Annotated in this window: 22 protein-coding genes; 9 read left to right on the forward strand and 13 right to left on the reverse strand. The window is 70.1% G+C overall.

Going from position 1 to position 24,116, the window contains the following annotated elements; translation table 11 throughout:
* Positions 1-3 precede the first annotated feature (3 nt).
* The gene (locus ACAG25_RS03455; protein WP_370486906.1) at positions 4-1,791 is read left to right on the forward strand and encodes a hypothetical protein; all 1,788 of its coding nucleotides are present in this window, start codon (positions 4-6) and stop codon (positions 1,789-1,791) included.
* On the opposite strand, the gene ACAG25_RS03460 is transcribed toward ACAG25_RS03455, so the two are convergent.
* From ACAG25_RS03460 to ACAG25_RS03475, 4 genes are read right to left on the reverse strand one after another with little or no spacing between them, the layout of a single operon-like run.
* On the reverse strand, positions 1,702-1,962 hold the full coding sequence (locus ACAG25_RS03460; protein WP_370486907.1) for a hypothetical protein: 261 nt from the start codon (positions 1,960-1,962) through the stop codon (positions 1,702-1,704). The two genes, ACAG25_RS03455 and ACAG25_RS03460, sit on opposite strands and share 90 nt — an antisense overlap.
* A gap of 5 nt (positions 1,963-1,967) precedes the next feature.
* Positions 1,968-2,837, reverse strand: a complete 870-nt coding sequence (locus ACAG25_RS03465) for an oxygenase MpaB family protein (protein WP_370486908.1) — start codon at positions 2,835-2,837, stop codon at positions 1,968-1,970.
* Complete coding sequence (locus tag ACAG25_RS03470; RefSeq protein WP_370486909.1) at positions 2,831-3,058, reverse strand: hypothetical protein; 228 nt, start codon at positions 3,056-3,058, stop codon at positions 2,831-2,833. Before ACAG25_RS03470 ends, ACAG25_RS03465 begins: the two co-directional genes overlap by 7 nt.
* A 31-nt stretch (positions 3,059-3,089) precedes the next feature.
* Positions 3,090-4,265: a glycosyltransferase family 4 protein gene (locus ACAG25_RS03475; RefSeq protein WP_370486910.1), complete on the reverse strand. Its 1,176-nt coding sequence runs from the start codon at positions 4,263-4,265 to the stop codon at positions 3,090-3,092.
* A 36-nt stretch (positions 4,266-4,301) separates the two neighbouring features.
* Between ACAG25_RS03475 and ACAG25_RS03480 the strand changes: the two genes are divergently transcribed.
* Both ACAG25_RS03480 and ACAG25_RS03485 read left to right on the forward strand, forming a co-directional pair.
* A complete protein-coding gene (locus ACAG25_RS03480) occupies positions 4,302-5,066 on the forward strand; it encodes a class I SAM-dependent methyltransferase (RefSeq protein WP_370486911.1) in 765 nt (254 codons plus the stop codon).
* Positions 5,067-5,120: 54 nt separating this feature from the next.
* The gene (locus tag ACAG25_RS03485; RefSeq protein WP_370486912.1) at positions 5,121-6,596 is read left to right on the forward strand and encodes an aldehyde dehydrogenase; all 1,476 of its coding nucleotides are present in this window, start codon (positions 5,121-5,123) and stop codon (positions 6,594-6,596) included.
* An 83-nt stretch (positions 6,597-6,679) separates the two neighbouring features.
* Here ACAG25_RS03485 and ACAG25_RS03490 read toward each other — a convergent pair whose 3' ends face one another.
* Genes ACAG25_RS03490 through ACAG25_RS03500 form a run of 3 tightly spaced genes read right to left on the reverse strand, consistent with a single transcriptional unit; the run spans position 6,680 to position 9,990 of the window.
* Complete coding sequence (locus tag ACAG25_RS03490; protein ID WP_370486913.1) at positions 6,680-8,515, reverse strand: acyl-CoA dehydrogenase; 1,836 nt, start codon at positions 8,513-8,515, stop codon at positions 6,680-6,682.
* 10 nt (positions 8,516-8,525) lie between these two features.
* Positions 8,526-9,068, reverse strand: coding sequence for a dihydrofolate reductase family protein (locus tag ACAG25_RS03495; protein WP_370486914.1), 543 nt, complete (start codon positions 9,066-9,068; stop codon positions 8,526-8,528).
* Position 9,069: 1 nt separating this feature from the next.
* Positions 9,070-9,990 (reverse strand): helix-turn-helix domain-containing protein, encoded by a 921-nt coding sequence (locus ACAG25_RS03500; RefSeq protein ID WP_370486915.1) that lies wholly within the window; start codon positions 9,988-9,990, stop codon positions 9,070-9,072.
* 209 nt (positions 9,991-10,199) lie between these two features.
* Between ACAG25_RS03500 and ACAG25_RS03505 the strand changes: the two genes are divergently transcribed.
* The 3 genes from ACAG25_RS03505 (at position 10,200) to ACAG25_RS03515 (ending at position 13,715) form a co-directional block, all read left to right on the forward strand.
* On the forward strand, positions 10,200-11,033 hold the full coding sequence (locus tag ACAG25_RS03505; protein WP_370486916.1) for a 1-acyl-sn-glycerol-3-phosphate acyltransferase: 834 nt from the start codon (positions 10,200-10,202) through the stop codon (positions 11,031-11,033).
* Between the two features lie 4 nt (positions 11,034-11,037).
* Positions 11,038-12,381, forward strand: a complete 1,344-nt coding sequence (locus ACAG25_RS03510) for an AMP-binding protein (RefSeq protein ID WP_370486917.1) — start codon at positions 11,038-11,040, stop codon at positions 12,379-12,381.
* A gap of 62 nt (positions 12,382-12,443) precedes the next feature.
* Positions 12,444-13,715: an alpha/beta hydrolase gene (locus tag ACAG25_RS03515; RefSeq protein ID WP_370486918.1), complete on the forward strand. Its 1,272-nt coding sequence runs from the start codon at positions 12,444-12,446 to the stop codon at positions 13,713-13,715.
* Here ACAG25_RS03515 and ACAG25_RS03520 read toward each other — a convergent pair.
* Positions 13,697-14,236 carry a TetR/AcrR family transcriptional regulator gene (locus ACAG25_RS03520; RefSeq protein ID WP_370486919.1) on the reverse strand — a complete coding sequence of 180 codons (540 nt, stop codon included), beginning with the start codon at positions 14,234-14,236 and terminating at the stop codon, positions 13,697-13,699. The genes ACAG25_RS03515 and ACAG25_RS03520 overlap by 19 nt on opposite strands.
* A gap of 94 nt (positions 14,237-14,330) precedes the next feature.
* Between ACAG25_RS03520 and ACAG25_RS03525 the strand changes: the two genes are divergently transcribed.
* On the forward strand, positions 14,331-14,696 hold the full coding sequence (locus ACAG25_RS03525) for a hypothetical protein (protein ID WP_370486920.1): 366 nt from the start codon (positions 14,331-14,333) through the stop codon (positions 14,694-14,696).
* Between the two features lie 14 nt (positions 14,697-14,710).
* Here the strand turns inward: ACAG25_RS03525 and ACAG25_RS03530 are convergent, their stop codons facing one another.
* Together ACAG25_RS03530 and ACAG25_RS03535 are read right to left on the reverse strand one after the other, a co-directional pair.
* On the reverse strand, positions 14,711-16,129 hold the full coding sequence (locus tag ACAG25_RS03530) for a wax ester/triacylglycerol synthase family O-acyltransferase (protein WP_370486921.1): 1,419 nt from the start codon (positions 16,127-16,129) through the stop codon (positions 14,711-14,713).
* A gap of 27 nt (positions 16,130-16,156) precedes the next feature.
* Positions 16,157-17,380, reverse strand: coding sequence for an alpha/beta hydrolase fold domain-containing protein (locus tag ACAG25_RS03535; protein ID WP_370486922.1), 1,224 nt, complete (start codon positions 17,378-17,380; stop codon positions 16,157-16,159).
* Between the two features lie 146 nt (positions 17,381-17,526).
* Here ACAG25_RS03535 and ACAG25_RS03540 point away from each other — a divergent pair, with 146 nt between their 5' ends.
* Positions 17,527-19,686, forward strand: coding sequence for an acyl-CoA dehydrogenase (locus ACAG25_RS03540; RefSeq protein ID WP_370486923.1), 2,160 nt, complete (start codon positions 17,527-17,529; stop codon positions 19,684-19,686).
* A 35-nt stretch (positions 19,687-19,721) separates the two neighbouring features.
* Positions 19,722-20,624, forward strand: a complete 903-nt coding sequence (locus ACAG25_RS03545) for an alpha/beta hydrolase (RefSeq protein WP_370486924.1) — start codon at positions 19,722-19,724, stop codon at positions 20,622-20,624.
* 1 nt (position 20,625) lies between these two features.
* Here the strand turns inward: ACAG25_RS03545 and ACAG25_RS03550 are convergent, their stop codons facing one another.
* The 3 genes from ACAG25_RS03550 to ACAG25_RS03560 are packed head-to-tail and all read right to left on the reverse strand — an operon-like array spanning position 20,626 to position 24,100.
* Positions 20,626-21,930, reverse strand: coding sequence for an amidohydrolase family protein (locus ACAG25_RS03550; RefSeq protein WP_370486925.1), 1,305 nt, complete (start codon positions 21,928-21,930; stop codon positions 20,626-20,628).
* Positions 21,924-23,033, reverse strand: coding sequence for a CoA transferase (locus tag ACAG25_RS03555; protein ID WP_370486926.1), 1,110 nt, complete (start codon positions 23,031-23,033; stop codon positions 21,924-21,926). The genes ACAG25_RS03550 and ACAG25_RS03555 overlap by 7 nt, the downstream gene beginning before the upstream one ends.
* A 44-nt stretch (positions 23,034-23,077) precedes the next feature.
* A complete protein-coding gene (locus tag ACAG25_RS03560) occupies positions 23,078-24,100 on the reverse strand; it encodes a MaoC family dehydratase (RefSeq protein WP_370486927.1) in 1,023 nt (340 codons plus the stop codon).
* Positions 24,101-24,116: the final 16 nt, after the last annotated feature.

Genomic DNA, 24,116 nt, shown 5'->3' on the forward strand with positions numbered 1-24,116 from the left:
TCGGTGGCGGCGTCGGCGTACGCGCTGGCGCTGACCCTGGTGGTGACCGCTCCGCTCGCGTCACCCGGCTACCTGCTGTTGCGCGACGCGGTGTCCACGCCGCGCTCGTATCTGTCCCACACCGCGCTGGGTCTGTCGCAGGCGGCGCCACGCGCGCTGCCGCAGGATTTCGCGGTGGCGTTGGCGTCGTCGGTGCTCGACGGCGGTCTGGTGGTCAAGCTGGCGCTGGCCGCCGGGCTGTGGGCGGCGGGCTGGGGTGCGGCGCGGCTGGTGGCGCTGCTGCTGCCCGACGCCGGTGTCGCAGGTCAGTGCGTGGCGGCGACGATCGCGATCTGGAACCCGTATGTGGCCGAGCGGCTGCTGCAGGGCCATTGGAGTCTGTTGGTCGGCTACGGCGCGCTGCCGTGGGTCGCGGTCGCGGTCCTGTCCCTGCGCTCCCCGCCGACCCCTTCGCCCCCGACCCCTTCCCCGCCGAAATTGCATTCCACGCGCGTTTTTCGCGGCTTGACGCGCGTGGAATGCAATTTCGGCGGGATCGGGGCGCTGCTGTTCTGGGTCGCGCTGGCCGGGCTCACCCCGACCGGGCTGATGCTGGCCGCCACCGTCGCGCTGGCGTGCGCCCTGGGACCCGGCGACGGACGCTCCCGGCTCTGGTGTGTCGGCGTCAGCGCAGCGGCATCGGTCACCGCCGCCCTGCCGTGGCTCGTCGCGCCGCTGCTGGCACCCGACTGGGTGGGCGCCACCAGCGACACCGGTGTGGAGGCGTTCGCCGCGCGCGCCGAACCCGGGCTGGGCACCCTCGGCAGCCTGGCCGGGCTGGGCGGTATCTGGAACGCCGACGCCGTCCCCGCCTCGCGCACCACACTGTTCGCGGCGGTGGCCACCGCGGTGCTGCTGGCCGTGGTGGCGATCGGGCTGCCGGTGCTGCTGCGCCGCCGCATCGGCATCCCGCTGCTGGTGATCGGTGCCGCCGCGATCGTGGCGCCGGCACTGCTGGCCACCGGCCCGGGACTGGCGCTGGCCGACAGCGTCATCCGGGCGGCCCCCGGCCTCGGCGTCATCCGCGACGGCCAGAAGTGGGTGGCGCTGGCAATGCCGGTCTACGCGCTGGCCGGCGCCGCGACGGTGCTCGTACTGCGGCGGCGGATGCCGGCGGTCGCGGCTGCGGTGCTGTGCTGCGCGGCGCTGATCGCGACACTGCCCGATCTGGCGTGGGGCGTCGGCGGCCGGGTCACACCGGTGCAGTACCCGCCCGGGTGGACGGCCGCGGCCGCGGTGATCAACGCCGATCCGGCGCCGGTGACGGTGCTGACGGTGGACAGCATGCGCCGGTTCGACTGGGCCGGCCCGGCGCCGGTCCTGGATCCGCTGCCGCGCTGGCTGCGCGCCGACGTGCTCTCCACAGGCGACCTGACCATCGCGGGGCAGACGGTGCTGGGGGAAGGCACCCGGGCCCGGGAGATCCAGCAGCTCCTGACCTCCGGCGCTGGGCGCGACGAACTCGCCGCCGCCGGCGTCGGCTGGGTGGTCGTCCAGGGACCGGGCCCGGAGTTGGATCTGCCGGTGGCCTACCGCGACGCCGACGTGACGGTCTACGACGTCGGCGGTCGCGCCGACCCGTCCCCGCACCGCGGTGTCATGCTCGCCGCGCACTCGATGTGGCTGGCGCAGTTGATCGCCGGGCTGGTCGCGATGGCGGCCTCAGGCCGAGCACACCGTCGGCACCATCACGTAGACCGGCCAGAGCGCGGTGACCGTCAGGTAGGCGATGATGTTGGCCCCGGCCGGTAGCCGCGTCTGCAGCAACCCCTCCAGATGGCGGACGTCTTCGACACCGAAGAACGCGAACAGCAGGCCGATGATCAGATACGGGATGGCCGCCCACAAACCGATCTCGATGACGTCGGCGACGCTGAGCTTGCGGCTCAGCAGACGTCGGGTGGCCACGCGCAGTCCGGTCATCGTCGTCACACCAGCCGTCGCTGTCGACGGACGCGCCACCGGAGGTCGGCCAGCAGCACGTGGGTGCCGCCCTGGCGGACGAAGGCCGGCAGGAACCGGTTGACGAACGCGACGAACAGGAACAGCCGCTCGAACGCCCACTGGCGCGACCGGCTCCACTTCACCCCGAGTGCATCGCGGAACACCGGCGCCAGGAATCCCACCGTCAGGAACTTCAACAGCGGCCGAAACGGCAGCGCCAGAACGGGATTGATCATCTTCAGGTTCACCAGGTCGGTCAGGAAGTCGCGGACGACGTCGTCGACGGCGATACGTGCACACGCCTGGTCCCAGTACCGGCCGAAGTCGGCGCGCGTCGGTGGCCACTGGTCCTCGGTGACCTGCAGCGTGGTGCCCAACGGCCACGCCGACCGGTAGAACTGTTCGGCCTGTTCCGGTGTCATCTCACCGCGCAACAACTGGTAGGTGTCCTCCAGCCCGACGAACAGGCAGGCGGCCACCCACATCTGCAGGTCGCGGTCGAATGCGTTGTAGCGCACCGGGCTCGAGGCGTCGGACTTGACGTGGCGGTGGGATTCGTTGACGGCTTCCCGGAACGCGGCGCGGTCGTCGTCGGTGCCCAGCACCGCGACGGCCAGGTACTGGAACGTGGTGCGGGCCCGCTTCCACGGGTGTTTCATCAGGTTGCCGGAGTCGACCTTGCTCTCCACGACACCGTGGCCGACGCCGGGCACTGACAGCTGCATGATCACGTTGGCCGCCCCGGCGGCGAACGACCAGAAGTCCATGGCGTGGGCGACGGTGACGGGTTCGTCGGGATCCCAGCGCGCGGTGCGCCGGGTGATGTTAATGCGTGTCTGCGGCTCGGCTAGCACAGCTGCGCCACGATGAGGATGGGCCAGAACACCACGTAGCCGATGATGGCGACCAACTTCTGCACGCCGTCGAAGGTGGCCAGGACATCGGCCTGAAATATCGCCCAGGCCACGCCGATCAGAGCGTAAGGCGCTCCCAGCAGTGCGGCGGTGCCGATCCACTCGGCCAGCGTCATGCGATAGCCGAGCAGCTGGCGCAGCGCATCCTGCATACCCGTCATGTTAATGATGATTCGCGGGCCTGTGGGCGAATTAGACGCTGCCGCCGACCCGTTCGCCACGGCACACCGCGGCCAGCACCGTGTGCAGCGCTCCCGCGCTCTGTGCCCACGAGAACTCGTCACTACGCACCTGCGCCTTGGCGCCCAACTGCTCGCGCAACACCGGGTCGGTCAGCAGCCGGTCAAGCCCGTCGACCAGGTCGGCGTGGTTGTCGACGAGGATCCCGGTGACGCCGTCGACGATCGAGTCGGTCAGCCCGCCCGAGGAGCGGTACCCGATGGTGGGAACCGCGTGCTGGGCGGCCTCCACCACCGCCAGGCCCCAGCCTTCCTTGCGCGACGGCAGCAGGTGCACCCAGCTACGTTGCAGCACAGTGTGTTTGGTGATGTCGTCGACGTGGCCGTGGAACGTCACCGCGTCGGTGATGCCGAGTCGTGCCGCGTGGTCGACGAGCCGCTGGGCCCACCAGCCGTCGCCGAGCACGTCGAGGTGCAGATCCGGGATCCGGGTGCGCAGCTGCGCGACCGCGTCGAGCGCGTCCTCGATCTGCTTGTGCGGCACCAGCCGGGACAGCACCACTACCCGGGGCGTCGCCGACCGCGGGTACGTCGCGCCGTCGTCGGGGGCGGGATCGACGCCGTTGCGCACGATCGCGATCCGGTCCGGCGTCACGCCGAGAACCTCCAGGTCGCGCGCCGACGGCAGGGAGACGGTGACGTACTGGTTGCGCCGGTGCAGCCGCGGGGACAGCCGAGACTCGACGAACCAGCCGATCCGGCTCATGACCCGTCCCGCGACCGGCCACTGCTCGCGGTGGCAGTGGTGGACCAGCACGACGGTGCGCCGACCGTGCACCAGCCGCGACAGGAACGGCAGTCCGTTCTGGGTGTCGACCACGACGTCGGGCCGGACGCGGCGCATCGGCCCCAGCCCGATCTTGGCGGCGGCCATGGCCAGGCCCGCCCGCACGTACACCGTGTAGGGGCCGCCGCTGCGCTCGATGTGCACGCCGTCGACGGTCTCGCGGCGCGCGGAGCCGGGGTAGCGGGCGGTCCGCAGGGTCACGCGCACGCCCGTCGCCGCGAGGTGCGCGCCGATGCGCTGCAGGTAGGTCTCGCTGCCGCCGCCCTGCGGGTGGCCGGTATCGCGCCAGCACAGCAGCAGCACGGACTCGACGCGCGCAGGCGGACGGGGGCGGGAAGACATCGGGGTTCAGCCTAAACCGCTGCGTAAGGTGGCCGGGTGCTCGCTACCGATCTGTTCGCCCGGCGCGCGACGCTGGCGCGGTCGGTGCGGTTGCTGGCCGAGTTCCGGTTCGAGCAGAGCGACCCCGACCGGTTCTACGGCGCGCTGGCCGCCGACACCGTGAACCTGGTCAGCGATCTGTGGCAGGCGGTCCACGGTGCGCCGCCGAGAGGTCGCACCCTGCTCGACGTCGGCGGTGGTCCCGGCTATTTCGCCGCCGCGTTCGCCGACGCCGGGTTCGGGTACGTCGGCGTCGAACCGGACGCGGCCGAGATGCACGCCGCAGGTCCGCGCGTCCACAGCCAGGGCACGTTCGTCCGCGCCTCGGGCATGGCCCTGCCGTTCGCCGACGCCAGCGTCGACGTGTGCCTGTCGTCGAACGTCGCCGAGCACGTGCCGGAGCCGTGGCGCCTCGGCGACGAGATGCTGCGCGTGACCCGGCCCGGTGGCCTGGTGGTGCTGTCCTACACCGTGTGGCTGGGCCCGTTCGGCGGTCACGAGATGGGGCTGACGCACTACCTGGGCGGGCGCCGGGCGGCGGACCGGTACGCGCGCAGGCACGGGCATCGGCCGAAGAACGACTACGGCTCGTCGTTGTTCGCGGTGTCGGCGGCCGACGGGCTTCGCTGGGCGCGCGGGACGGGCGCGCTGATCGCTGCTTTCCCGCGCTACCACCCGCGATGGGCGTGGGGGTTGACGCGTGTGCCGCTGGTCCGGGAATTTCTGGTGAGCAATCTGGTGCTGGTGTTGCGTCGAACTTGACGGGTGTCTTGCAACAGGTTCTCGTTTGGCCGATCGCTCGGTAGTGTGACTTTCATGACTCAAAGCACGGCGTTGAAAACCGACTGGGACAAACTGTTCATCGGCGGTAAGTGGGTCGAGCCCGCCACGTCCGACGTGATCGAGGTGTTCTCGCCCGCCACCGGCGAGAAGGTCGGCCAGGTGCCGCTGGCCACCAAGGCCGACGTCGATGCCGCGTTCGCCGCCGCCCGCAAGGCGTTCGACGAGGGCCCGTGGCCGCGCATGACGCCGAAGGAGCGCGAGGCCGTCATCGCCAAGGCGATCGAGCTGATCGAGGCGCGCGCCGACGAGTTCAAGGCGATGCTCAAGCTCGAGACCGGCCAGCCGCAGACCATCGTCGACATGATGCAGTACGGCGCGGCGATGTCGACGCTGCAGTTCTACGCCTCGGCGGCGGACAAGTTCAGCTGGCAGGACATCCGCGACGGCGCGTACGGGCAGACCCTGGTGCTCAAGGAGCCGATCGGCGTCGTCGGCGCTGTCGTCGCCTGGAACGTGCCGTTCTTCCTGGCCGCCAACAAGCTGGGCCCGGCCCTACTGGCCGGCTGCACCCTGGTGCTCAAGCCCGCCGCGGAGACCCCGCTGACCACCAACCTGATGGCCGAGGTGTTCGCCGAGGCCGGTCTGCCCGAGGGGGTGCTCTCGGTGGTGCCCGGCGGCGTGGAGACCGGTCGCGCGCTGACCGACAACCCGGAGATCGACAAGTTCACGTTCACCGGGTCCAGTGCGGTCGGCAAGGAGATCGGCAAGATCGCCGCCGAGCGGCTCAAGCCGTGCACGCTGGAGTTGGGCGGCAAGTCCGCGGCGATCATCCTCGAGGACGCCGACCTGGACTCCACGCTGCCGATGCTGATCTTCTCGGGCCTGATGAACTCCGGTCAGGCCTGCGTCGGCCAGACCCGCATCCTGGCCCCGCGCTCGCGCTACGACGAGGTCGTGGAGAAGATCGCCGCCGCGGCGGCTGGGATGGCGCCCGGTCTGCCCGACGACGCGGCCGCCATGATCGGCCCGCTGATCAGCGAGAAGCAGCGTGAGCGGGTCGAGGGCTACATCAAGAAGGGCCTCGAGGAGGGTGCTCGCCTGGTCACCGGCGGCGGCCGGCCCGAGGGCCTGGACAGCGGCTGGTTCGTGCAGCCGACCGTGTTCGCCGACGTCGACAACTCGATGACCATCGCCCAGGAGGAGATCTTCGGTCCCGTCCTGGTGGTGATCCCCTACGAGGACGAGGCCGACGCGGTGCGCATCGCCAACGACTCCGTCTACGGCCTGGCCGGGTCGGTGTACACCACCGACAACGCCAAGGCCCTCGAGATCGCCAAGCAGATCCGCACCGGCACCTATGGCATCAACATGTACGCCTTCGATGCCGGCGCCCCGTTCGGTGGGTACAAGAACTCCGGCATCGGCCGCGAGTGCGGCCCGGAGGGCATCGCCGGGTACTGCGAGTCCAAGAGCGTGCTGCTGCCGTTCGGGTACACGCCCGAGCAGTAAATCTTCACCGCGAGTGCACGGTTTCTGACGCGAATCCGCCCGGATCCCGTCAGAAACCGTGCACTCGGCGCCACGCCGACGAGCTAGAACCCGGCTTCGGGGAGCTCCATCGCGGTCAGCTCGACGGCCTCGAGGATCGTGCGCTGGGCGGTGAGCATCGGCAGCATGTTCTTGGCGAAGAACCGCGCCGTGGCCACCTTGCCGGTGTAGAAGGCGCGGTCCCGGGCGTCGACGTCGCCGTCGAGCGCGGCCAGCGCCACCTCCGCGTGCTGCAGCAGCAGCCAGCCCAGCAGCGCGTCACCCACCGCCAGTAGCAACGGAACCGATTGCAGCCCAAGGCGATACAGCTGACTGGGTTCCTGCTGGGAGTCGACCAAGAACGACGTCATCTTCGCCACCATCGCCTGCACGTCGTCGACGGCCGTGGCGAGCAGTTTGCGCTCCGCGGCCAGTTCCGGACGCGCCGAGGGGTGGTCGAGGAACGATTTGATCTGGGTGACCACGTGCAAAAGCGCGCCGCCGCGGTCGCGGGCGATCTTGCGGAAGAAGAAGTCCTGCGCCTGGATCGCGGTGGTGCCCTCGTAGAGCGAGTCGATCTTGGCGTCACGGATGTACTGCTCGATCGGATAGTCCTGCAGGAACCCCGATCCGCCGAACGTCTGCAGCGACTCGGTCAGACACTGGTAGGCCCGCTCGGAACCCGCGCCCTTGACGATCGGCAGCAGCAGGTCGTTGACCCGCACCGCCATCGACGGGTCCGCACCCGAGACCTCCGCGGCCATCGCGATGTCCTGGTGGGCCGCGGTGTAGAGGTACAGGGCCCGCAACCCTTCGGCATAGGCCTTCTGGGTCAGCAGGGCGCGCCGCACGTCCGGGTGGTGGATGATGGTCACCCGCGGCGCGGACTTGTCGGTCATCTGGGTCATGTCCGCGCCCTGCACGCGGGTCTTGGCGTACTCCAGAGCGTTGAGATAGCCGGTCGACAGTGTGGCGATCGCCTTGGTGCCCACCATCATCCGTGCGTACTCGATGACGCGGAACATCTGCGCGATGCCGTCGTGGGAGTCGTTGACCAGCCAACCTACCGCGGGCGTCCCGTGCTGACCGAACGTCAGCTCACAGGTCGACGACACCTTCAGGCCCATCTTGTGCTCCAGCCCGGTGACGAAGACGCCGTTGCGCTCGCCGATGTCACCGGTGCGCGGATCGAAGTGGAACTTGGGCACCATGAACAGGCTCAGTCCCTTGGTCCCGGGTCCGGCGCCCTCGGGCCGGGCCAGCACGACGTGCATGATGTTCTCGTAGAGGTCGTCGGCGTCACCGTTGGTGATGAACCGCTTCACCCCGTCGAGATGCCAGGTGCCGTCGGGCTGCTGGGTCGCCTTGGTGCGGCCGGCGCCGACGTCCGAACCGGCGTCGGGTTCGGTGAGCACCATGGTGGCGCCCCAGCCGCGCTCGACCATCAGCTTGGCCCAGTGCTTCTGCTCGTCGTTGCCGATCCCGAACAGGATGTCGGCCATCTTCGGTCCCGCGGAGTAGATGAACGCCGCCGGCTGGGCGCCCAACACGAACTCGTTGATCGCCCACTCGACGACCGCAGGCGCGGGAACCCCGCCGATGTCCTCGGCCATCCCGACGCGGAACCACTCACCGTCGTACCAGGCCCGGTAAGACCTCTTGAACGGCTCGGGGATGCTGACCCGGTGTGTCTTGGGGTCGAACGTCGGCGGGTTGCGGTCGGATTCGGCGAACGTCTCGGCGACCGGCCCTTCGGCCAGCTTGGCCGCTTCTGCCAGCATCTCCCGCACCGAGGTCCCGTCGAGGTCGCCGAACTCACCGGTGGCCAGCACCTTTTCCAGCGCCAGCGTCTCGAACAGGTTGAACTCCAGGTCACGGATGTTGCTGCGGTAGTGCCCCATGGACGCCAGACTACGTTCGTTCGGGTGGGTCCCCGACGTGAAACCAACGCGCGACCACGAAGTCACCGTTGACCGCGGATTCGGCCAGACGCCACTCGGACCGCATCGGGAGCAGCCGCGCACCCGCGCCCAGCGAACACGGCGCATACGCGACGATCATCTCGTCGACCAGGCCGGCTGCGACGAACTGGGCGGCCACCTGCCCGCCGCCCACCACCCAGACGGTCTTGCCGGCGGCCGCGGCGACCAGCTCCGGGTACAGCTGTTCGGCGGAGCCGGCGTAGGTGCGCACCGGGTGACCGGCGGCGACGATCTCGGGCCGGCGGGTCATCACCCACGAGGGCTGCTCGTACATCCATTCGCCCGGATGGTTCTTCGCGATCCACTCGTAGGTGGTCGCACCCATGACCAGGGCGCCGACGGTCGCGAGGAACGGCGGGATCGCGAACGGCCCGTCGTCGTCGATGTCGCGGGAGGTCAGCCAGTCCAGGCTGTCGTCGGTGTCGACGATGAACCCGTCGAGGCTGGCCGCGGTGTAGTAGACGCAACTCATGTCAGCGGCTCCTCATCCACTCCAACGGGTCGCCGCGGCGGACGGTCACACCGTGGCCGGCCAGCATCGCGCGGGCGAGTTCACGCCGGTGCGCCGAGTACGTCAGCACGTGGGCGACGATCCCGTGCAGCTGGAACGACTCCGGCGGATCGCACAGCGCGTCGATCACCGTGTCACCGAGCCGCCCGGCGGCGACGACGTCTGAAATCGTTGTGCGCCAGCGCTTCCCGATGGACTCGTGGTGCGCCGAGAGCTCCGCGGGACCGACCAGGTGGGCCGACGTCGACGTCCGGGGCGGGAAGTCGTCACCTTCGATCGTGGCCAGCCAGACCTCCTTGGTCCACACGATCGCACCGAGAACCGCGCCGACGCTGGGTTCCTCTCCGTCCCACTCCAGCACGGTCTGCCCGGGCCGCGTCTCGGCCACCCACTGCTGCGGGTCCAGATCCGCCGCACACTCGAGCAGGTACGCGGTGTCGTCGAGGTCGTGGGCGACCATCAGGTCGGTGACGTCGGCGGCGGCCGCCGGTGGTTTATCGCCGTCGAGCCACAGCGCCTGCGGCGGGTGGAAGTGCAACCCGTTGGGCGCGGGCAACCGGAAGGGCACCGCGCCCGCCGCCGACGGGGGCGTGCCGTAGGCCCGCCGGAATGCCCGGGAGAACACCTCTGCCGAGGACCAGCCCTCGTCGACGGCCACCGACGACACCGTCTCCCCGCGCTGCAGGCGCCATGCCGCGCGTTCGAGCATGATGCGTCGCCGCAGCGCGGCCGGAGATTCTCCGGTCAGTCGACGCACCTCCCGGGAGAAGTGGAATTCCGACGCGTGGGTGCTGCGCGCCATGCCCGCGACATCGGTGTTCGTGGCGTCGGTGACCGCGTCGAGGAGTTCACGAAGGCGGTCTCGGCGGGGCGGGGCGCTCACGGTCAGTGAGTATCGTCGCCGCGGCAACGCCGCACCATGACTTTTCCTGCTGAGGTGCGTCGGCTATGGCGGAATCCCCGACCAGGTCCCGCCATAGCCACCTGAAACCTATGCGACCGGGCCGGTGCGTGCGCGCGGTTCGGGCACCTTGCCGCCGGAGTGACCGTTTGGACCCCCGTGAGCAGCGGGTAAAATACCGCGGTTAGAACATGTTCCAATTCCACGAGGGGGTCGCTGTGGGCGACGAGATCAGGACATCCGAGATCACCAAGTGGGATCCCGTGCTGACCGAGCGGGTGATGAGCGTGCTGCGCCCCTTCCTCAAGGGCTACCACCGCGCCGAGGTGCGCGGGCTCGAGCACTTCCCCGCCGGGGGCGCGCTGGTGGTGGCCAACCACTCCGGGGGCCTGTTCCCCATGGACGTCCCCGTCTTCGCCAGCGGCTTCTACGACAAGTTCGGGTTCGACCGGCCCGTGTACACCCTCAGCCACGACATGTTGATGGTCGGGCCCAGCGGGACCTTTTTCAAGAAGGCGGGGTTCATCCCGGCCAACCACGAGAACGCCGACGAGGCGCTGCGTTCCGGTGGGGTCGTGGTGGTGTTCCCCGGCGGCGATTACGACGTGTACCGCCCCACCCTGGCGGCGAACAAGATCGACTTCGGTGGCCGCACCGGTTACGTGCGCGCGGCGCTGAACAACGGCGTGCCGATCGTCCCGACCGTCGGCATCGGCGGCCAGGAGGCCCAGCTGTTCCTGACCCGCGGTACCGACATCGCCAAGGCGCTGGGCCCGGTGGCACGCATGTTCCGCACCAAGATCCTGCCGGTCTCGTTCGGGTTCCCGTTCGGGCTGTCTGCCGTGCTGCCGGTCAATGTCCCGCTGCCCACCAAGATCACCATGCAGGCGTTGGAACCGATCGACATCGTCGCCGAGTTCGGCGAGGATCCCGATATCGACGAGGTCGACGCCCACGTCCGGCGCGTCATGCAGCGCGCCCTCGACGAGTTGGCCGCCGAGCGCAGGCTGCCGGTCCTGGGGTAACTCCATGGACGTCCTGGGCCAGCTGAACCAGAGCATCGGCCTGGCTTCCCGGCTGGTGCGCACGGGTGTGCTCGCGCCGCTGCGGCCGGACAAATACGTGCGTGTGGTCGATGCGTTCCAGCGCGAAAGCTCGGTCCTTGCCGCAGGTTTCGCGGCTGCCCGGCAGCGCTGCCCGGATCGGGCCGGCCTGATCGACGAGCGCGGCATCCTCACCTGGCGCCAGATCGACCGGCGGGCGGACGCATTCGCCGCCGCGCTGCAGCAATCCCCCGGCGGCGCACCCGAACTGATCGCGCTGCTGGCGCGCAACCACCGCTACGTCGTCGACACACTGCTCGCCGCGCATCGGGCCGGCAGCGAGGTCCTGCTGCTCTCACCGGATCTCGATGCGGCGACGGTACGGCGGCTGCTCGACGCCGAGGGCGAGGGCAAGACCACCGTCGTCGTCCACGACGACGAGTTCACCGGCGTCCTCGACGCCGCCCTCGCCGGCCTGCCGCCCACGGAACGCATCGCCGCCTGGACCGACGCGACCGGCGCGCAGCGCAGCGTCGACGGCATGATCGACGCGTGTGACGGCCGCACGCCGCGGCGCACGTTGCACACGACCCGGGTCGTCCTCCTGACCTGCGACTCCCCGCCGCGGGGTGTCGCGCACACGGGCGGCCGGCTGCGCACCGTCGTCGACCTCCTCGGCCGTATCCCCTGGCGCGCAGAAGAACCGGTGGTCGTCGCCACTCCGATGTGGTCGTCGTGGGGTTACCAGCAGCTCATGCTCTCCGCGTTCACCGCCGCGACCGTCGTGACCTCCCGTGTGTCCGCCGCGCAGGACGCCCTGGACCTGGTCGACAAGTACCGCGCCACCGGCCTGTGCGTGGATGCAGCGCTGCTCGGAGCCATCGCAGCGCTCCCCGAAGAGATCGTCGGGCAACGCGGCCGACGGTCCCTGCGGTTCGTCACCGCGGCGGGCGCCGGAATCGGCTCGGAGGTTCTCACCGCGGTGCGCGACATCGTCGGCGACATCGTCCACACCTGCTACCACACCCCGGAATTCGGCACGCTGGCCACCGCCTCTCCACGGGACCTGCGCGCGGCCCCCGGCACCGCGGGGCGGCCCACCGACGGCACCGCCCTGCGGATCCTCGACGGGGACCTGCGCGCGACCGGCCCCGGTGAGGTCGGTCGCATCTACGTGCGCGCACCCGCGTCGTCCACCGGTTACACGTCGGGTCGGCGCCGTGACGCCCACGACGGCTACCTGCCCACCGGCGATAGCGGGTTTCTCGACGCCGACGGGCGGCTATTCGTGGTGGGGCGTGACGACGGAAACCGCGGACCGGACGCGTAACCTCGCCCTTGGCTCCGACATCCCCCGGTCCGAGATCGCACGGAAGGGTTCCCACGATCGCCTTGAGGTTCTTCAAGCCCCGCCCCCTGGTCCGCGCCACCATCGAACTGGCCAACGCCGCCAACGGGGTGCGCCCGCTGGCCCGCGAGGGCTACCTGACCCTGCCGGTGTTCGCGTTCGGCTGGCCGACCTCGGAGATGTCGCCGCTGTACATGGCCGGCTCGATGCTCGACGCGGTGCGTCGCGGTGTGCGCGGTGACTTCCGCGGCCCGCGGGGCCGCATCGCGTTCGGGCTGACCGCGTTCAGCTGGGCTCTGCTGTATCTGATCCACCGCCGCAACGTCGCGGCGCAACCGCACTTCGAGGATCCGCTCCAGGAAGCACTCGGCGAGGACTACCAGGCCATCGCCGAGCGCGCGAAGTCGGCGCGACGCCGGCTGATCGGCGTGTGGCCCAACGACCTGATCCGGCGCCGGTATGTGGAGAAGGCCGGAACCGTGCAGTACGGGCCGCACAAGTCGGCCAACCGCGCAGACATCTGGCGGCGGGCCGATCTGCCGCGTGACGGCAAGGCCCCTGTGCTGCTGCAGATTCCGGGCGGAGCGTGGGCCATCGGCATGCGCCGGCCGCAGGCTTACCCGCTGCTGAGCCATCTGGCCGACCACGGGTGGGTGTGCGTGTCGATCGACTACCGCGTCAGCCCCCGGCACACCTGGCCCGACCACATCGTCGATGCCAAGCGCGCATTGGCCTGGATCAAGGAACACATCGCCGAGTACGGCGGTGATCCGGACTTCGTCGCGGTCTCCGGCGGGTCGGCGGGCGGCCATCTGGCGTCGCTGGTCGCCCTGACGGCCGACGATCCGCAGTTCCAGCCCGGTTTCGAGGACGCCGACACGTCGGTGGTGGCCGCGGTCCCGATCTACGGCCGTTACGACTGGATCTCGGCGCGCGGCAGCGGCCGCCGGGAATTCCTCGCGTTTCTGCAGAAATTGGTGGTCAAGAAACCTCTGTCCGGCAACCGGGACGTCTATGCCGACGCGTCGCCGCTGCTGCGGGTCCGCCCGGATGCGCCGCCGTTCTTCATCCTGCACGGCGCCGACGATTCGATCATCCCGGTCCCCGAGGGCCGCGAGTTCGCCGCCGCGATGGAGAAGGTGTCCACCGCGCCCGTCGTGTACGCGGAGATCCCGCACGCCCAGCATGCGTTCGACTTCTACTACGGCTCACCGCGCGCGCACTACACCGCGCAGGCGGTCGAGACGTTCCTGTCGTGGGTGCAGGCGCGGCGCGCGTCTCTCCCGGCCGGGACCGGTCAGCGCGCGACCAGCTGACCGACCAGCGAGGCGACCCGGTCGGTCCAGGTGTCGTCGACGCCGCCGGAGCGGGCGTGCTCGGCGACGTAACTGCCGACGATCATGTCGATCAGTGTGTTGCCGGTGGCCTCGTCGCATCCCAGCGCGTCGATCACCTGGGCCCGCTGTCCGCCGAGAATCGTGCGGAACGCGTCGCTGAAATCCGGGTCCTCGCCGGTGAGCAGGGCCGCGAACCCACCGACGCCGATGCCTGCGGTGACCACCTCGACGGAGTGGGTGACCGCCCACCGGACGCGCTGCTCGGCGTCGACGGAGACCGGCTCGGGTAGCCGCTCGCCCAATTCCTCCAACGCCGCGGCCAGCAGCGCGCGTCGGTTGGGGTAGCGCCGGTAGATGGTGGTCTTGGCGATGCCGGTGGCTTCCGTGACGCCCTGCATCGTCACCGCCCGGGGTCCCCGGGCACGCAGCAGGTCGAGCGCGGCACGGTGGATGCGCGCATCGATGCCGTCGACAGCCGGTGCTGCTGCGGGTGCGGTCATGCGGTCTCCCCTGGATCGGAATAGTTGCGAGCCCCTTGACGCTACACTAAGTGTAGCGCTACGCTACGTGTAGCGTTTTATTTAGGAGGTTGATATGCGTAAGTTCATGAAGAGCGCTCCTTGGCCGATATTCGCGTATGTACTGACTTTGATCGGTTTCCTTTTCCTGGGTCTGTTCGTCGCTTCCCTGGCCTACGGCGCCTCGTTCGCGCCGGCGCTGGGCACCGCGATGGTGGCGGCCTGGTTGATGGCCATCGGTTGTGTGATGCTGCGCCGCCGGCAGATCGCCAACGCCGACTCGGACAGCGACATCGTCTTGGGCTTGGACCCGATCCGCGGTGACACCGACCGCAAGAAGTTCGAGGTCTATCTGCAGCGTTACCGCAACCAGGGCGAGTCGGAGGAAGAGGCCGTTGCCGATGCCGCCGAGGACGTCCGCAAGGAGAAGGTCGCCGCATAACGTCGGCGAGCCGACTATGGAGCCATCGCGGATTCGACCACGGTGAGCTCGTCGGAAAGTCCGGCGGCACGGCGTATCTCACGGAACGCCTCGACCATCGCGTCGGTGAGTTCGTGGGGATCATCGAGCGTCCTGCCGTCGGACAGAACCGAGATGTTGAGCTGGTCGACGTAGCTCCACACGGTGATGTTCAGTCCACTGCCGGCGGTCAGCGGGCCGACCGAGTAGATCTCGGTGACCAGCGCACCGCCCACCCGGGCCCGCTCACGCGGACCGGGCACATTCGAGATCGGCAGGTTCATCACCTTGTTCTGACCGTCTCGACTCGACAGCCACCGGAACAGCGCCTCGGCCGGGGCCTGCGGCAGATACGCCGACCACCGACTGACCAGTTCCGGACCGATCAGCGTGTTGCTCTCCTTGCCGGCAGCTGCGGCGTCATGGGCGGCGCGGACCCGCTCGAGCGGGTCCTCGACGTCGACGGGCAGGCTGACCAGCACCCCGGTGAAGTAGTTGCCGGAGATCCGGTCGGGTGAGAAGTCGAAGCTGACCGGGACCGAGGCCAGCAGCGGGTGATCGGCGCGTCCGTCGTGACGCAGCGACAGCGTGCGCAGTGCACCGGCGGCCATCGACAGGACCATGTCGTTGATGGTCACGCCGAGGTGCTTGCCGGTCTCCTTCACCTCAGCCAAAGCCAGTGTGGCAGTGGCGAATCGGCGCGTCGAATCCAGCATGTGGTTCATGAACGACGGTGGCGGCGTGAACGGCCGGGTCAGCTCGGGAGACAGTTTGTGCGGACTCTGACGCACCCGGCGCACGCCCTGCGCCGTGTAGCGCACCACCGACGGGATCTTCGCGATCTGGCGCAGATGATCGGTGAACGCCGTGCGCACCAGCTCACCGCGGGACGGCGGTGGTTCGGTGACGTAGGAGTCGCGGTCGCTTTGCGGTCCGTCGGACAGATCCATGCCGCGGGCAAGGAGATTCGCCGATGCAACGCCGTCGGCCAGCGCGTGGTGGATCTTGCCGAGCACTGCGATGCGCCCGTGGGCCAGGCCCTCGATGAGGTACATCTCCCACAGCGGGCGGCTGCGGTCCAGCGGGGTGCTCGCGAGCCGGCCGACCGCTTCGTCGAGTTGACGACGCCCGCCGGGCGCGTCCACGCGGTACGGCCGCACGTGGTAGTCGAGATCGACTTCGGCGTTCTCCCTCCACATCGGGTGATGGAACTTGAACGGGATGTCGACCAGCTCCCACCGGAACGGGTCGAGCTTGTAGAGCCTGCTGTGGATGACCTTGCGGAGCTCCTCGACACCGAATGTGGCGCCGCCCAGATCGTCGAGCTCGATGACAGCCAGCTTCAGCGTGTGCATGTGCACGTTGGGTGTTTCGCTGTACAGCAGCACAGCATCCCACCCGCGAAGCCTTTTCACGACGTCACCTCCAGTGTCGGAGGCGTACTATATAACCTGCTTGTCCGCAGCCAGGCGGTGGTTTCGATGAATGTGGTTGAGGAACAAGCCAACTGCGGTCGACATCGCCCCGGTGCGCGCACCGTCGGTCATGTCGAAGCCGTGGCCGGCGCCCGGTAGTTCCACATATCCCACCGGCGACCGCGACACCCCCTGCAACCGCTCCACGAAGCTGCGCGCCTGCGCGACCGGGATCACGCTGTCGCCGGTGCCGTGCACGACCAGGAACGGCGGGGCATCCGGATGCACCTGTGCAATCGGCGATGCCTTGCGGAACACCTCGGGATGCTTGTCGATCGAGCGCTTGACCACGACGCGTTCCAGGAAGTCGACGAAGCGCACGCGCTCGACGGTCGACTTGTCCTCCCAGCAGTAGCGGCCGTAGATCCCGACGACGGCGTCGACCGACGTGTCCGAGCCCTCGGGCAGTTCGTCCTGGAATTCCGGGTCGTTGGCGGTCAGTCCGGCCAGCGCGGCCAGGTGGCCGCCGGCCGAACAACCGGCCACGGTCACGAAGTTGCGGTCGCCGCCGAACCGGTCGACGTTGGCGCGCGCCCACGCGATCGCGGTCTTGACGTCGGCGATGTGGGCCGGCCAGCGGTTGTGCGGCGAGACCCGATAGTCGATGGACAGGCAGACCCAGCCCTGCGCAGCCAGGTGCGACATCAACGCGTAGCCCTGCAGGAGCCGGCTGCCGTGCACCCAGGCGCCGCCGGGCACGAAGATCATCACCGGCGCGGGCTGGGCCGGAAGGTCGTCGCGCCGCCACACGTCGAGCAGTTGCGTGGGCCGCGGGCCGTAGCGCACCGAGGTCTTGTGCACGTGGCGGCGGTGGTCCCGCATGCGCCACAGTGGCGGTTTCGTATCGGCTGCCGGCCATTCGATCTGCAGATCCTGCGGGTTCACGATGCCCCGCAGCGCGGCCTCGGTGACCTCGTTGGTACAGGCCCGCTGCGACTGCTTCAGTTCCGGGTCGGCCGGGTTCAGCAGCGACTTCGCGGTCGAGGTCAGGAAGTCCGGGGCGTGACGGGAGCCCCAGACCGCCGCCGCAGCCAATGCGCCCAGCGGCTCAAGGTGTTTGCCGATGACCGGCAGGGACGCTGAGGCCACGCTGGCGGCCAGCATGTAGTCGGACGGGCCGGCCTTCAGCAACCATTGCAGGCGGGTGGTCAGGGTGGGGCCGGGGTACCGGACATCCGGTCGTTCCGTCATGGCGCGAGCGTACCCCCGGGGGCGGAAACCAAACTGACAATCGCGAGCAAGTTGTCTACTTCTTTTTGAGTTGTAGTAAATTTGTGACTCCAGTCACATTCTCTGCTCTCCCGGACCCTATTCCGGGCCGTCGGTAGGTTCAGGCCGTGAGTAAGTCCGCTCTTGCGATCACCGAAGACCACCTGGCCCTCGCCGATGCCGCGGCCGGTCAGCTCGACCGGCTCGACGCGCTGGGTCTGGCCCGGGCCACGCTGGCCGAAGGATCATGTCATCCGCGCGAGATCTGGTCGGCCGCAGCGCAACTCGGTTGGATCGGACTGGCCCTGCCCGAGGAGCACGGGGGATCGGGCTTCGATCTTGCCGAACTCGCGGTCGTGCTGGAGTGCCAGGGCCGCCGCCTGTCCCCCGGCCCGTTCCTGCCCACGGTGGCCGCCGCGGTGGTGATCGACCGCTGCGGCGACGACGCGCTGCGGCGCGAACTGCTGCCGGGCCTGGCCGGCGGCGACACCGTGGCGGCCTTCGGCGCCGGGGGTGCGCTCGCCGTCGCCGACGGGACCGTCGACGGACAGATCGACGCGGTGCTCGGCGCGCCCGACGCCGACCTGCTGGTTCTCGTCGCCGGGGACGACGTGGTGGTCCTCGACCGTCACGCCGACGGCGTGACGGTGACCCCGACGGATGCGCTGGACACCACCCGCAGCCTCGGCTCGGTCCGGTGCAGCGGGGTGTCGATCCCGGGCCCGCGCATCCTGCGCGGCGCTGCCACGGCGGCCCGGACCGTCTTCCGGATCCTCGCCGCGGCCGAGGCGGTCGGTGTCAGCTGGGCGGTGTTGGAGATGGCCGTCGAGTACGCGAAGGTCCGCGAACAGTTCGGCCGCACCATCGGCACGTTCCAGGCGGTCAAGCACCACGCGGCCAACATGCTCGTCGAGGTCGAGACCGCGACGGCGGCCACCTGGGACGCGGCGCGTTCCGACGATCTGCATGCGGCGCAGTTCGCCGCCGCGGTGGCCGCGACGCTGGCCGCACGCGCCCAGATCTTCAACACCCAGAACAACATTCAGCTCCACGGGGGCATCGGCTTCACCTGGGAACACGACGCGCATCTCTATCTGCGCCGGGCCCGCACCCTGTCGGCGCTGCTGTCCGACGGCGCCGACCCGGCTCTCGATGTGGTGGAACTGCAGCGCCAGGGCCGGGCCCACGGCGCGTCGTTCTCGCTGCCGCCGGAGGCCGACGACTACCGCGCCCAGGCCCGGGAGGCCGCCGCGCGGATCGCCGGCCTGCCCGCCGAGCAGCAGCGCGACGCGCTCGTCGACTCCGGCTACCTGGTGCCGCACTGGCCGCGGCCGTGGGGGCGGGGCGCCGACGTCCTCGAACAACTGGTGATCGAGGAGGAATTCGCCGACATCGACCGCCCCGACATGGGTATCACCGGCTGGGTGGCGTTGACGATCGCCCAAGCCGGCACCGACGAGCAGCGCGAACGCTGGGTGGAACCGGTGCTGCGCGGCCAGGTGATGTGGTGTCAGCTGTTCTCCGAGCCGGGCGCGGGCTCCGACGCGGCGGCGGTGCGCACCGCGGCCAAGAAGGTCGACGGCGGCTGGCGCATCACCGGGCAGAAAGTGTGGACCAGCCTGGCGCATCTGTGCCAGTGGGGACTGGCCACCGTGCGCACCGATCCCGACGCACCCAAACATGCGGGCGTGACCATGATGGCCGTCGACATGTCCGCCGAGGGTGTCACCGTCAACCCGCTGCGGGGGATCACCGGGGACTCGCACTTCAACGAGGTGTTCTTCGACGACGTGTTCGTGCCCGATTCCGACGTCGTGGGCGACGTGAACAAGGGCTGGCTGGTGGCGCGCGCGACCCTGGGCAACGAACGCGTCTCCATCGGCGGCGGTTCCGGCGCGCCGACGGCGGTCACACCGGCCGACCTGGTCGCGCTGCTCGACGCCTCCCCCGACGGCCCGACCCGGGTCCGGGCGGCCGCAGACGTCATCGCCGAGCAGCACACCCTCAAGCTGCTCAACCTGCGGCGCGCGGCCCGCGCGATCTCCGGCGCCGAGCCCGGCCCGGAAGGCAACGTGACCAAGCTGCTGCTCGCCGAATCCGGGCAGCGGCTGACCGAACTGGCGTTCGTCCTGACCGGCACGGCCGCGGTCACCGGCGCAAACGAGCACCTCACCCGCGCCTACATGGGCAACCGTGCGATGACGATCGCGGGCGGCACCTCCGAGATCACCCGCAACAGCATCGCCGAGCGCATCCTCGGTCTGCCGCGCGATCCGTTGCTGAAGTGACCGCGACTGCCCGCGGTGGTGCGCATACTGGGCTGGTGCCGAAAGCCCAGTTCCATCCCGAGTTGCGCCGCAGCGCGCGCATCCTGCCCAAACAGATGATCACCCCGGCCACCTTGCCGTTCATGCGCGCCGCGAGCCGGCTGATGTGGCGCAAGGCCCGCAACGACGCCGAGGCGCTGACCCTGGCGTCCGGCGTCGAGGTACGTCTGCACCGGCCCGCCGATCGCCCGGACACCGGACCTGCGCTGCTGTGGATCCACGGCGGCGGCTATCTCATCGGCGATGCCGCGCAGGACGACGTGCTGTGCCGCCGGTTCGCCGAGGAACTCGGGGCGACCGTCGTCGCGGTGAACTATCGGCTGGCACCCGAACATCCCTACCCGACACCGCTGGAGGACTGCTACGCCGCACTGCAGTGGATGGTCACGCTGCCCGGGGTCGACCGGACCCGGGTGGCCATCGGCGGCGCCAGCGCCGGCGGAGGGCTGGCTGCCGCGCTGGCTCTGTTGACCCGCGACCGCGGTGAGATCGACCTGGCCGCACAGATTCTGGTGTATCCGATGCTCGACGACCGGACCGTCGAGCGCGACGACCTCGACCATCCCGGTCTACGGCTGTGGAACAACTCGAGCAACAAGTTCGGCTGGTCGGCATATCTGAAAGACGCCGACCGCGACGTCGCGGTGCCCGCCCGCCGCACCGACCTGGCCGGTCTGCCGCCGGCGTGGATCGGCGTGGGCACCCTCGACCTGTTCCACGACGAGGACCTCGCCTACGCCGAGCGGTTGCGGGAGGCCGGGGTGCGTTGCGAGGTCAAGGTGGTCGACGGCGCGTTCCACGGTTTCGACGGCATCGCGCCCAAAGCCCAGGTGTCGCGGGACTTCTTCGCCAGCCAGTGCGCGTTGCTGCGTGAGGCGTTCGCGCCGGCGGCGGCCTGAGTCACCCGCTGCGGTAGGCGATCTCGCCGCCGATGACCGTGGCCGCGATCAACCCGGCGTCCAGCTCGGCGAGCACCTGTTGCGGCCCGGCTGACAGGACACACAGGTCTGCCGGGGCCCCCACTGCGACCGTGCGGGGGACGGCGGGATGCCGCGCGCTCCCGGTGAACATGGCCAACGCCTCGGCGGGTGAGACACGTTCTGCCGCACCGAGTGTGGTGCCGGTGCGGGTGCGCCGGTGGACGGCGGCGCGCATGGCCGCCCACGGGTCGGCGTCGCCGAACGGCGCATCGGTCGACAGCGCGACCGGGATCCCGGCGGTGCGCAGCGCCGCGACCCGCCACAGCTCGTGGTGCTCGTCGGCCGGCACGTCCCGCAGGTATTGCTCGCCGCGTTCGGCGACGAAGTTCGGTTGGGTCACCACGGTGGCGCCGGCGGCGGCGAGCATATCCAGGCTGCCGTCGGGGACCACCGCGGCGTGTTCGATGCGATCGCAGGGATGGTGACCGGCGGTGCGCAACGCCTCCAAGGCCACGGTCAACTGGGCGGCGGTGACGCAGTGCAGTGCCACTGGGACATCGGCGTCGTGGCGGTCGGTGATCCACGCGGCGAGTTCGTCGAGGTCGAGCGCGTCGTCGTGCAGGATCCGTTTGCCCGGGGCCAGGATGTGCAGGCGCTGACGCAGTTCGCCGCGCTGGGCGGCCGCGTGCAGTGCGGCGATGTCATCGGTGTCGAGATCCGGTGTGGCGTCGGTGATTCCGGTGACACCGTATGCGCTCAGCTGTGCGCTGAAGGCGGTCAGATCGGGTGCGGTTCGTCGCAGCGCGGCCGACCATCGGGGGTCCGCACTGGCCAACACACCGTCGGGATGTCCGGCCAGCCCGAGGCGGGCCAGGCCGGGCGAGTTGATGAACCATTGCACGCCGCTGCGGTGCTGGATGCGCACGGGCACATCGGGGGCGACGGCGTCGAGCACGGTGCGATCCAGCGCGCCGGCGGCGGCTTCGTGGTAGGCCACCGCGCGGATCCAGCCGTCGTGGTCGGGCGCGGCGTTGGCGAGGACCACAGCCAGGTGGGACAGGTCGGTGACCTCTTCGGGTCCGACGCGCACCGAGGTCGACGCGGCAGCGGCCGCCCGCACGTGCAGGTGGTGGTCGTGCAGCCCGGGCAGCACGGTGCCGCCGTCGGTGTCGTAGACGGATTCGCCCGGGCGAGAAGGTAATCGGGGTGCCATCTCGGTGATGCGGTGATCGGTGCGGATGTCGGTGCGGGTGCCGTCGAGCAGGGTCGCCCGGGTGATCAGCATGCGACACCTGACCGCTGGGCCACGATCCGGTCGACGGTCGCGTTGTCGGCACCCAGATCAGCTGCCGCGCGGTGGATCTGCGGGGCGGCTCGAGCACTCGTCGGATCCTCTTGCGACAGGTGCGCGTACCCGGCCGCCACCGCGGCCATCGCGATGTCGATCAGCTCACCGCCGCCGCGTCGCGCCGCGGCCAGCACGGCCTGCGCGGCGTGCAGCCCGGTCAGCGGGTCGGCGATCGCGTCCCCGCAGAACGACGGCGCGTCGGCGGGGCCGGTGGTCAGGCCGCCCGCCACGGCCGCGTCGTCCCCGAAAGCCACCCGGTCGGCATGCGACGCCTCGGTCCCGTGCCCGGTGACGCGCAGCCAGATCCGGCCGGGACGGGCGGGCACCTGGTGCGGGCCGAGGCCGCGGCGGCGCAGCGCGTCGGGTCGTGAGGATTCGATGACGACATCGGCGGCGCGCAGCAGTGCCTGCAACGGTTCGGGATGGTGCAGATCGGCCCGGTAGGAGAGCTTGCCGCCGTTGATCCAGTCGAAGAACACCCGGGGCCCGAGTCGGGTGCCGTCGGGCCGCGCCGCGGTCTCCACCTTGACCACGGTGGCGCCCGCGCGGGCCAGCAGCGCGCCGCACAGCGGGCCGGCCCACATCGACGACAGATCCACCACCAGGGCGTCGGCGACGTCTACCTGCGCACGCTCCCCGAGTCGCGTCACCGCCGGCGGTCGCGCGGCGGCCTCCCCGTGCACCCCCACCGGTAACCCCAGCAGACGGGCGCGTTGCGCGAACGCCGTCACGCCGATCTCGCGGGCGCGCTGCTCGACGGCGGTCCATGCGTCGTCGACACGGTCGGCCTCCACCAGCGCGGGCACCGCGTCGACGTCGTCGGGCCGGGACAGGGTCAGCGCGCACCAGCCGTCGGCGCCCTGCAGCAGCCGCGTCGCGCCGCCGGCCGAAATCCGGCCGGGCGCGGGCAGGTTGAGCAGTGCCGCGCGTCCGGTCAGCAGTTCGGTCGCGTCGACGGCCACGCCGGCCAGATCGGCGACGTCCCGCGCCACCGCACCGGCGTGCTCGAGCACGGCGGCGGGGATGGTCACAGACGTCACGGCTCCATTGTGGGCGACCGCGCGCCCCGTCAGAACACGCGCCTTCAGAACATCAGCGCCGTGAACCGCCAGTCCAGTACCTGGCGGTCGGCGCCGCCGCCACCGGCGTCGGCGTACACCAGCGAGCGCAACCGCAACAGGCCTCCACGGCCCTCGGGCAGCGCGTCGGCCGACTCGACGGTCAGCTCGCTGTAGAGCGTGTCGCCTTCGTGCACCGGCCCGGTGTGATCGCACGACTCCCAGCCCAGGACGGTCACCAGGTTCGGCAGCAGCCGGCACGCCTGGGCCAACGCGAGACCGATGGTGTGTCCGCCGTACACCAGGCGTTGCCCGGCGACTCGCGAATCATGATGGGTGGCAGCGATGTTCAGCGAGAGGCGAGCCAATTCCGGTGCGCTGGTGACGACGTCGGCGGTGCTGTGGCCGACGGCGCCGGCCAGCGACGTGTCGAAATGTGACCCGGCGACCCGGGCGCGGAACAGGTCGGCGTCCCAGCCGGCGGCGGGGTCGGGGTCGGGCCCCAGGTCGGTGCCGATGCTCGAGAGGTCGTCGCGATGCCCCGTGTCGGCGGCGTCGTCGCGCAGCGGCAGCATCGCGCAGCGGTAGAAGTCGAGCACGAGCCGGCCCAGACCGTCGATCGTCGTCATCCGCAACGCCGCCAGGCCGGTGGCCGCACGTCCCGGTTTGGCCGAGTTCTGTTTCAGCCCAACCACTTCGGTGCGGGTGAACAGAGTGTCCCCGATGAGCGGATAGCGGTGGAACCGCAGCCCCCGGTAGAACAGGTTCGCCTTGACCCGCTGGGTCACCAAGGTGGACTGGCCGATCGCGACATCACACACCAGGCCGGGATGCGCCATCGGGGCGGTGGCACCGGTGACCGCGGCGGTCAGTTCCGCGTCGAGCGGTAGACGCAACCGGTCCCCCAGGATGGTCTGGTGGGCGGCGGCGACGCCGGCGGTCAACGTCATCGAAGGCGCCGAATCGAACACCTGCCCGACGTGGAGATCCTCGAAGTACGGGCCGTCGGCGAATCGACCATGTCCAGTCACAGTCGGCCATGCTGGCATCGGCTTCCGGAGGGTG

This window comes from Mycobacterium sp. pV006, assembly GCF_041287115.1.
Taxonomy (GTDB): domain Bacteria; phylum Actinomycetota; class Actinomycetes; order Mycobacteriales; family Mycobacteriaceae; genus Mycobacterium.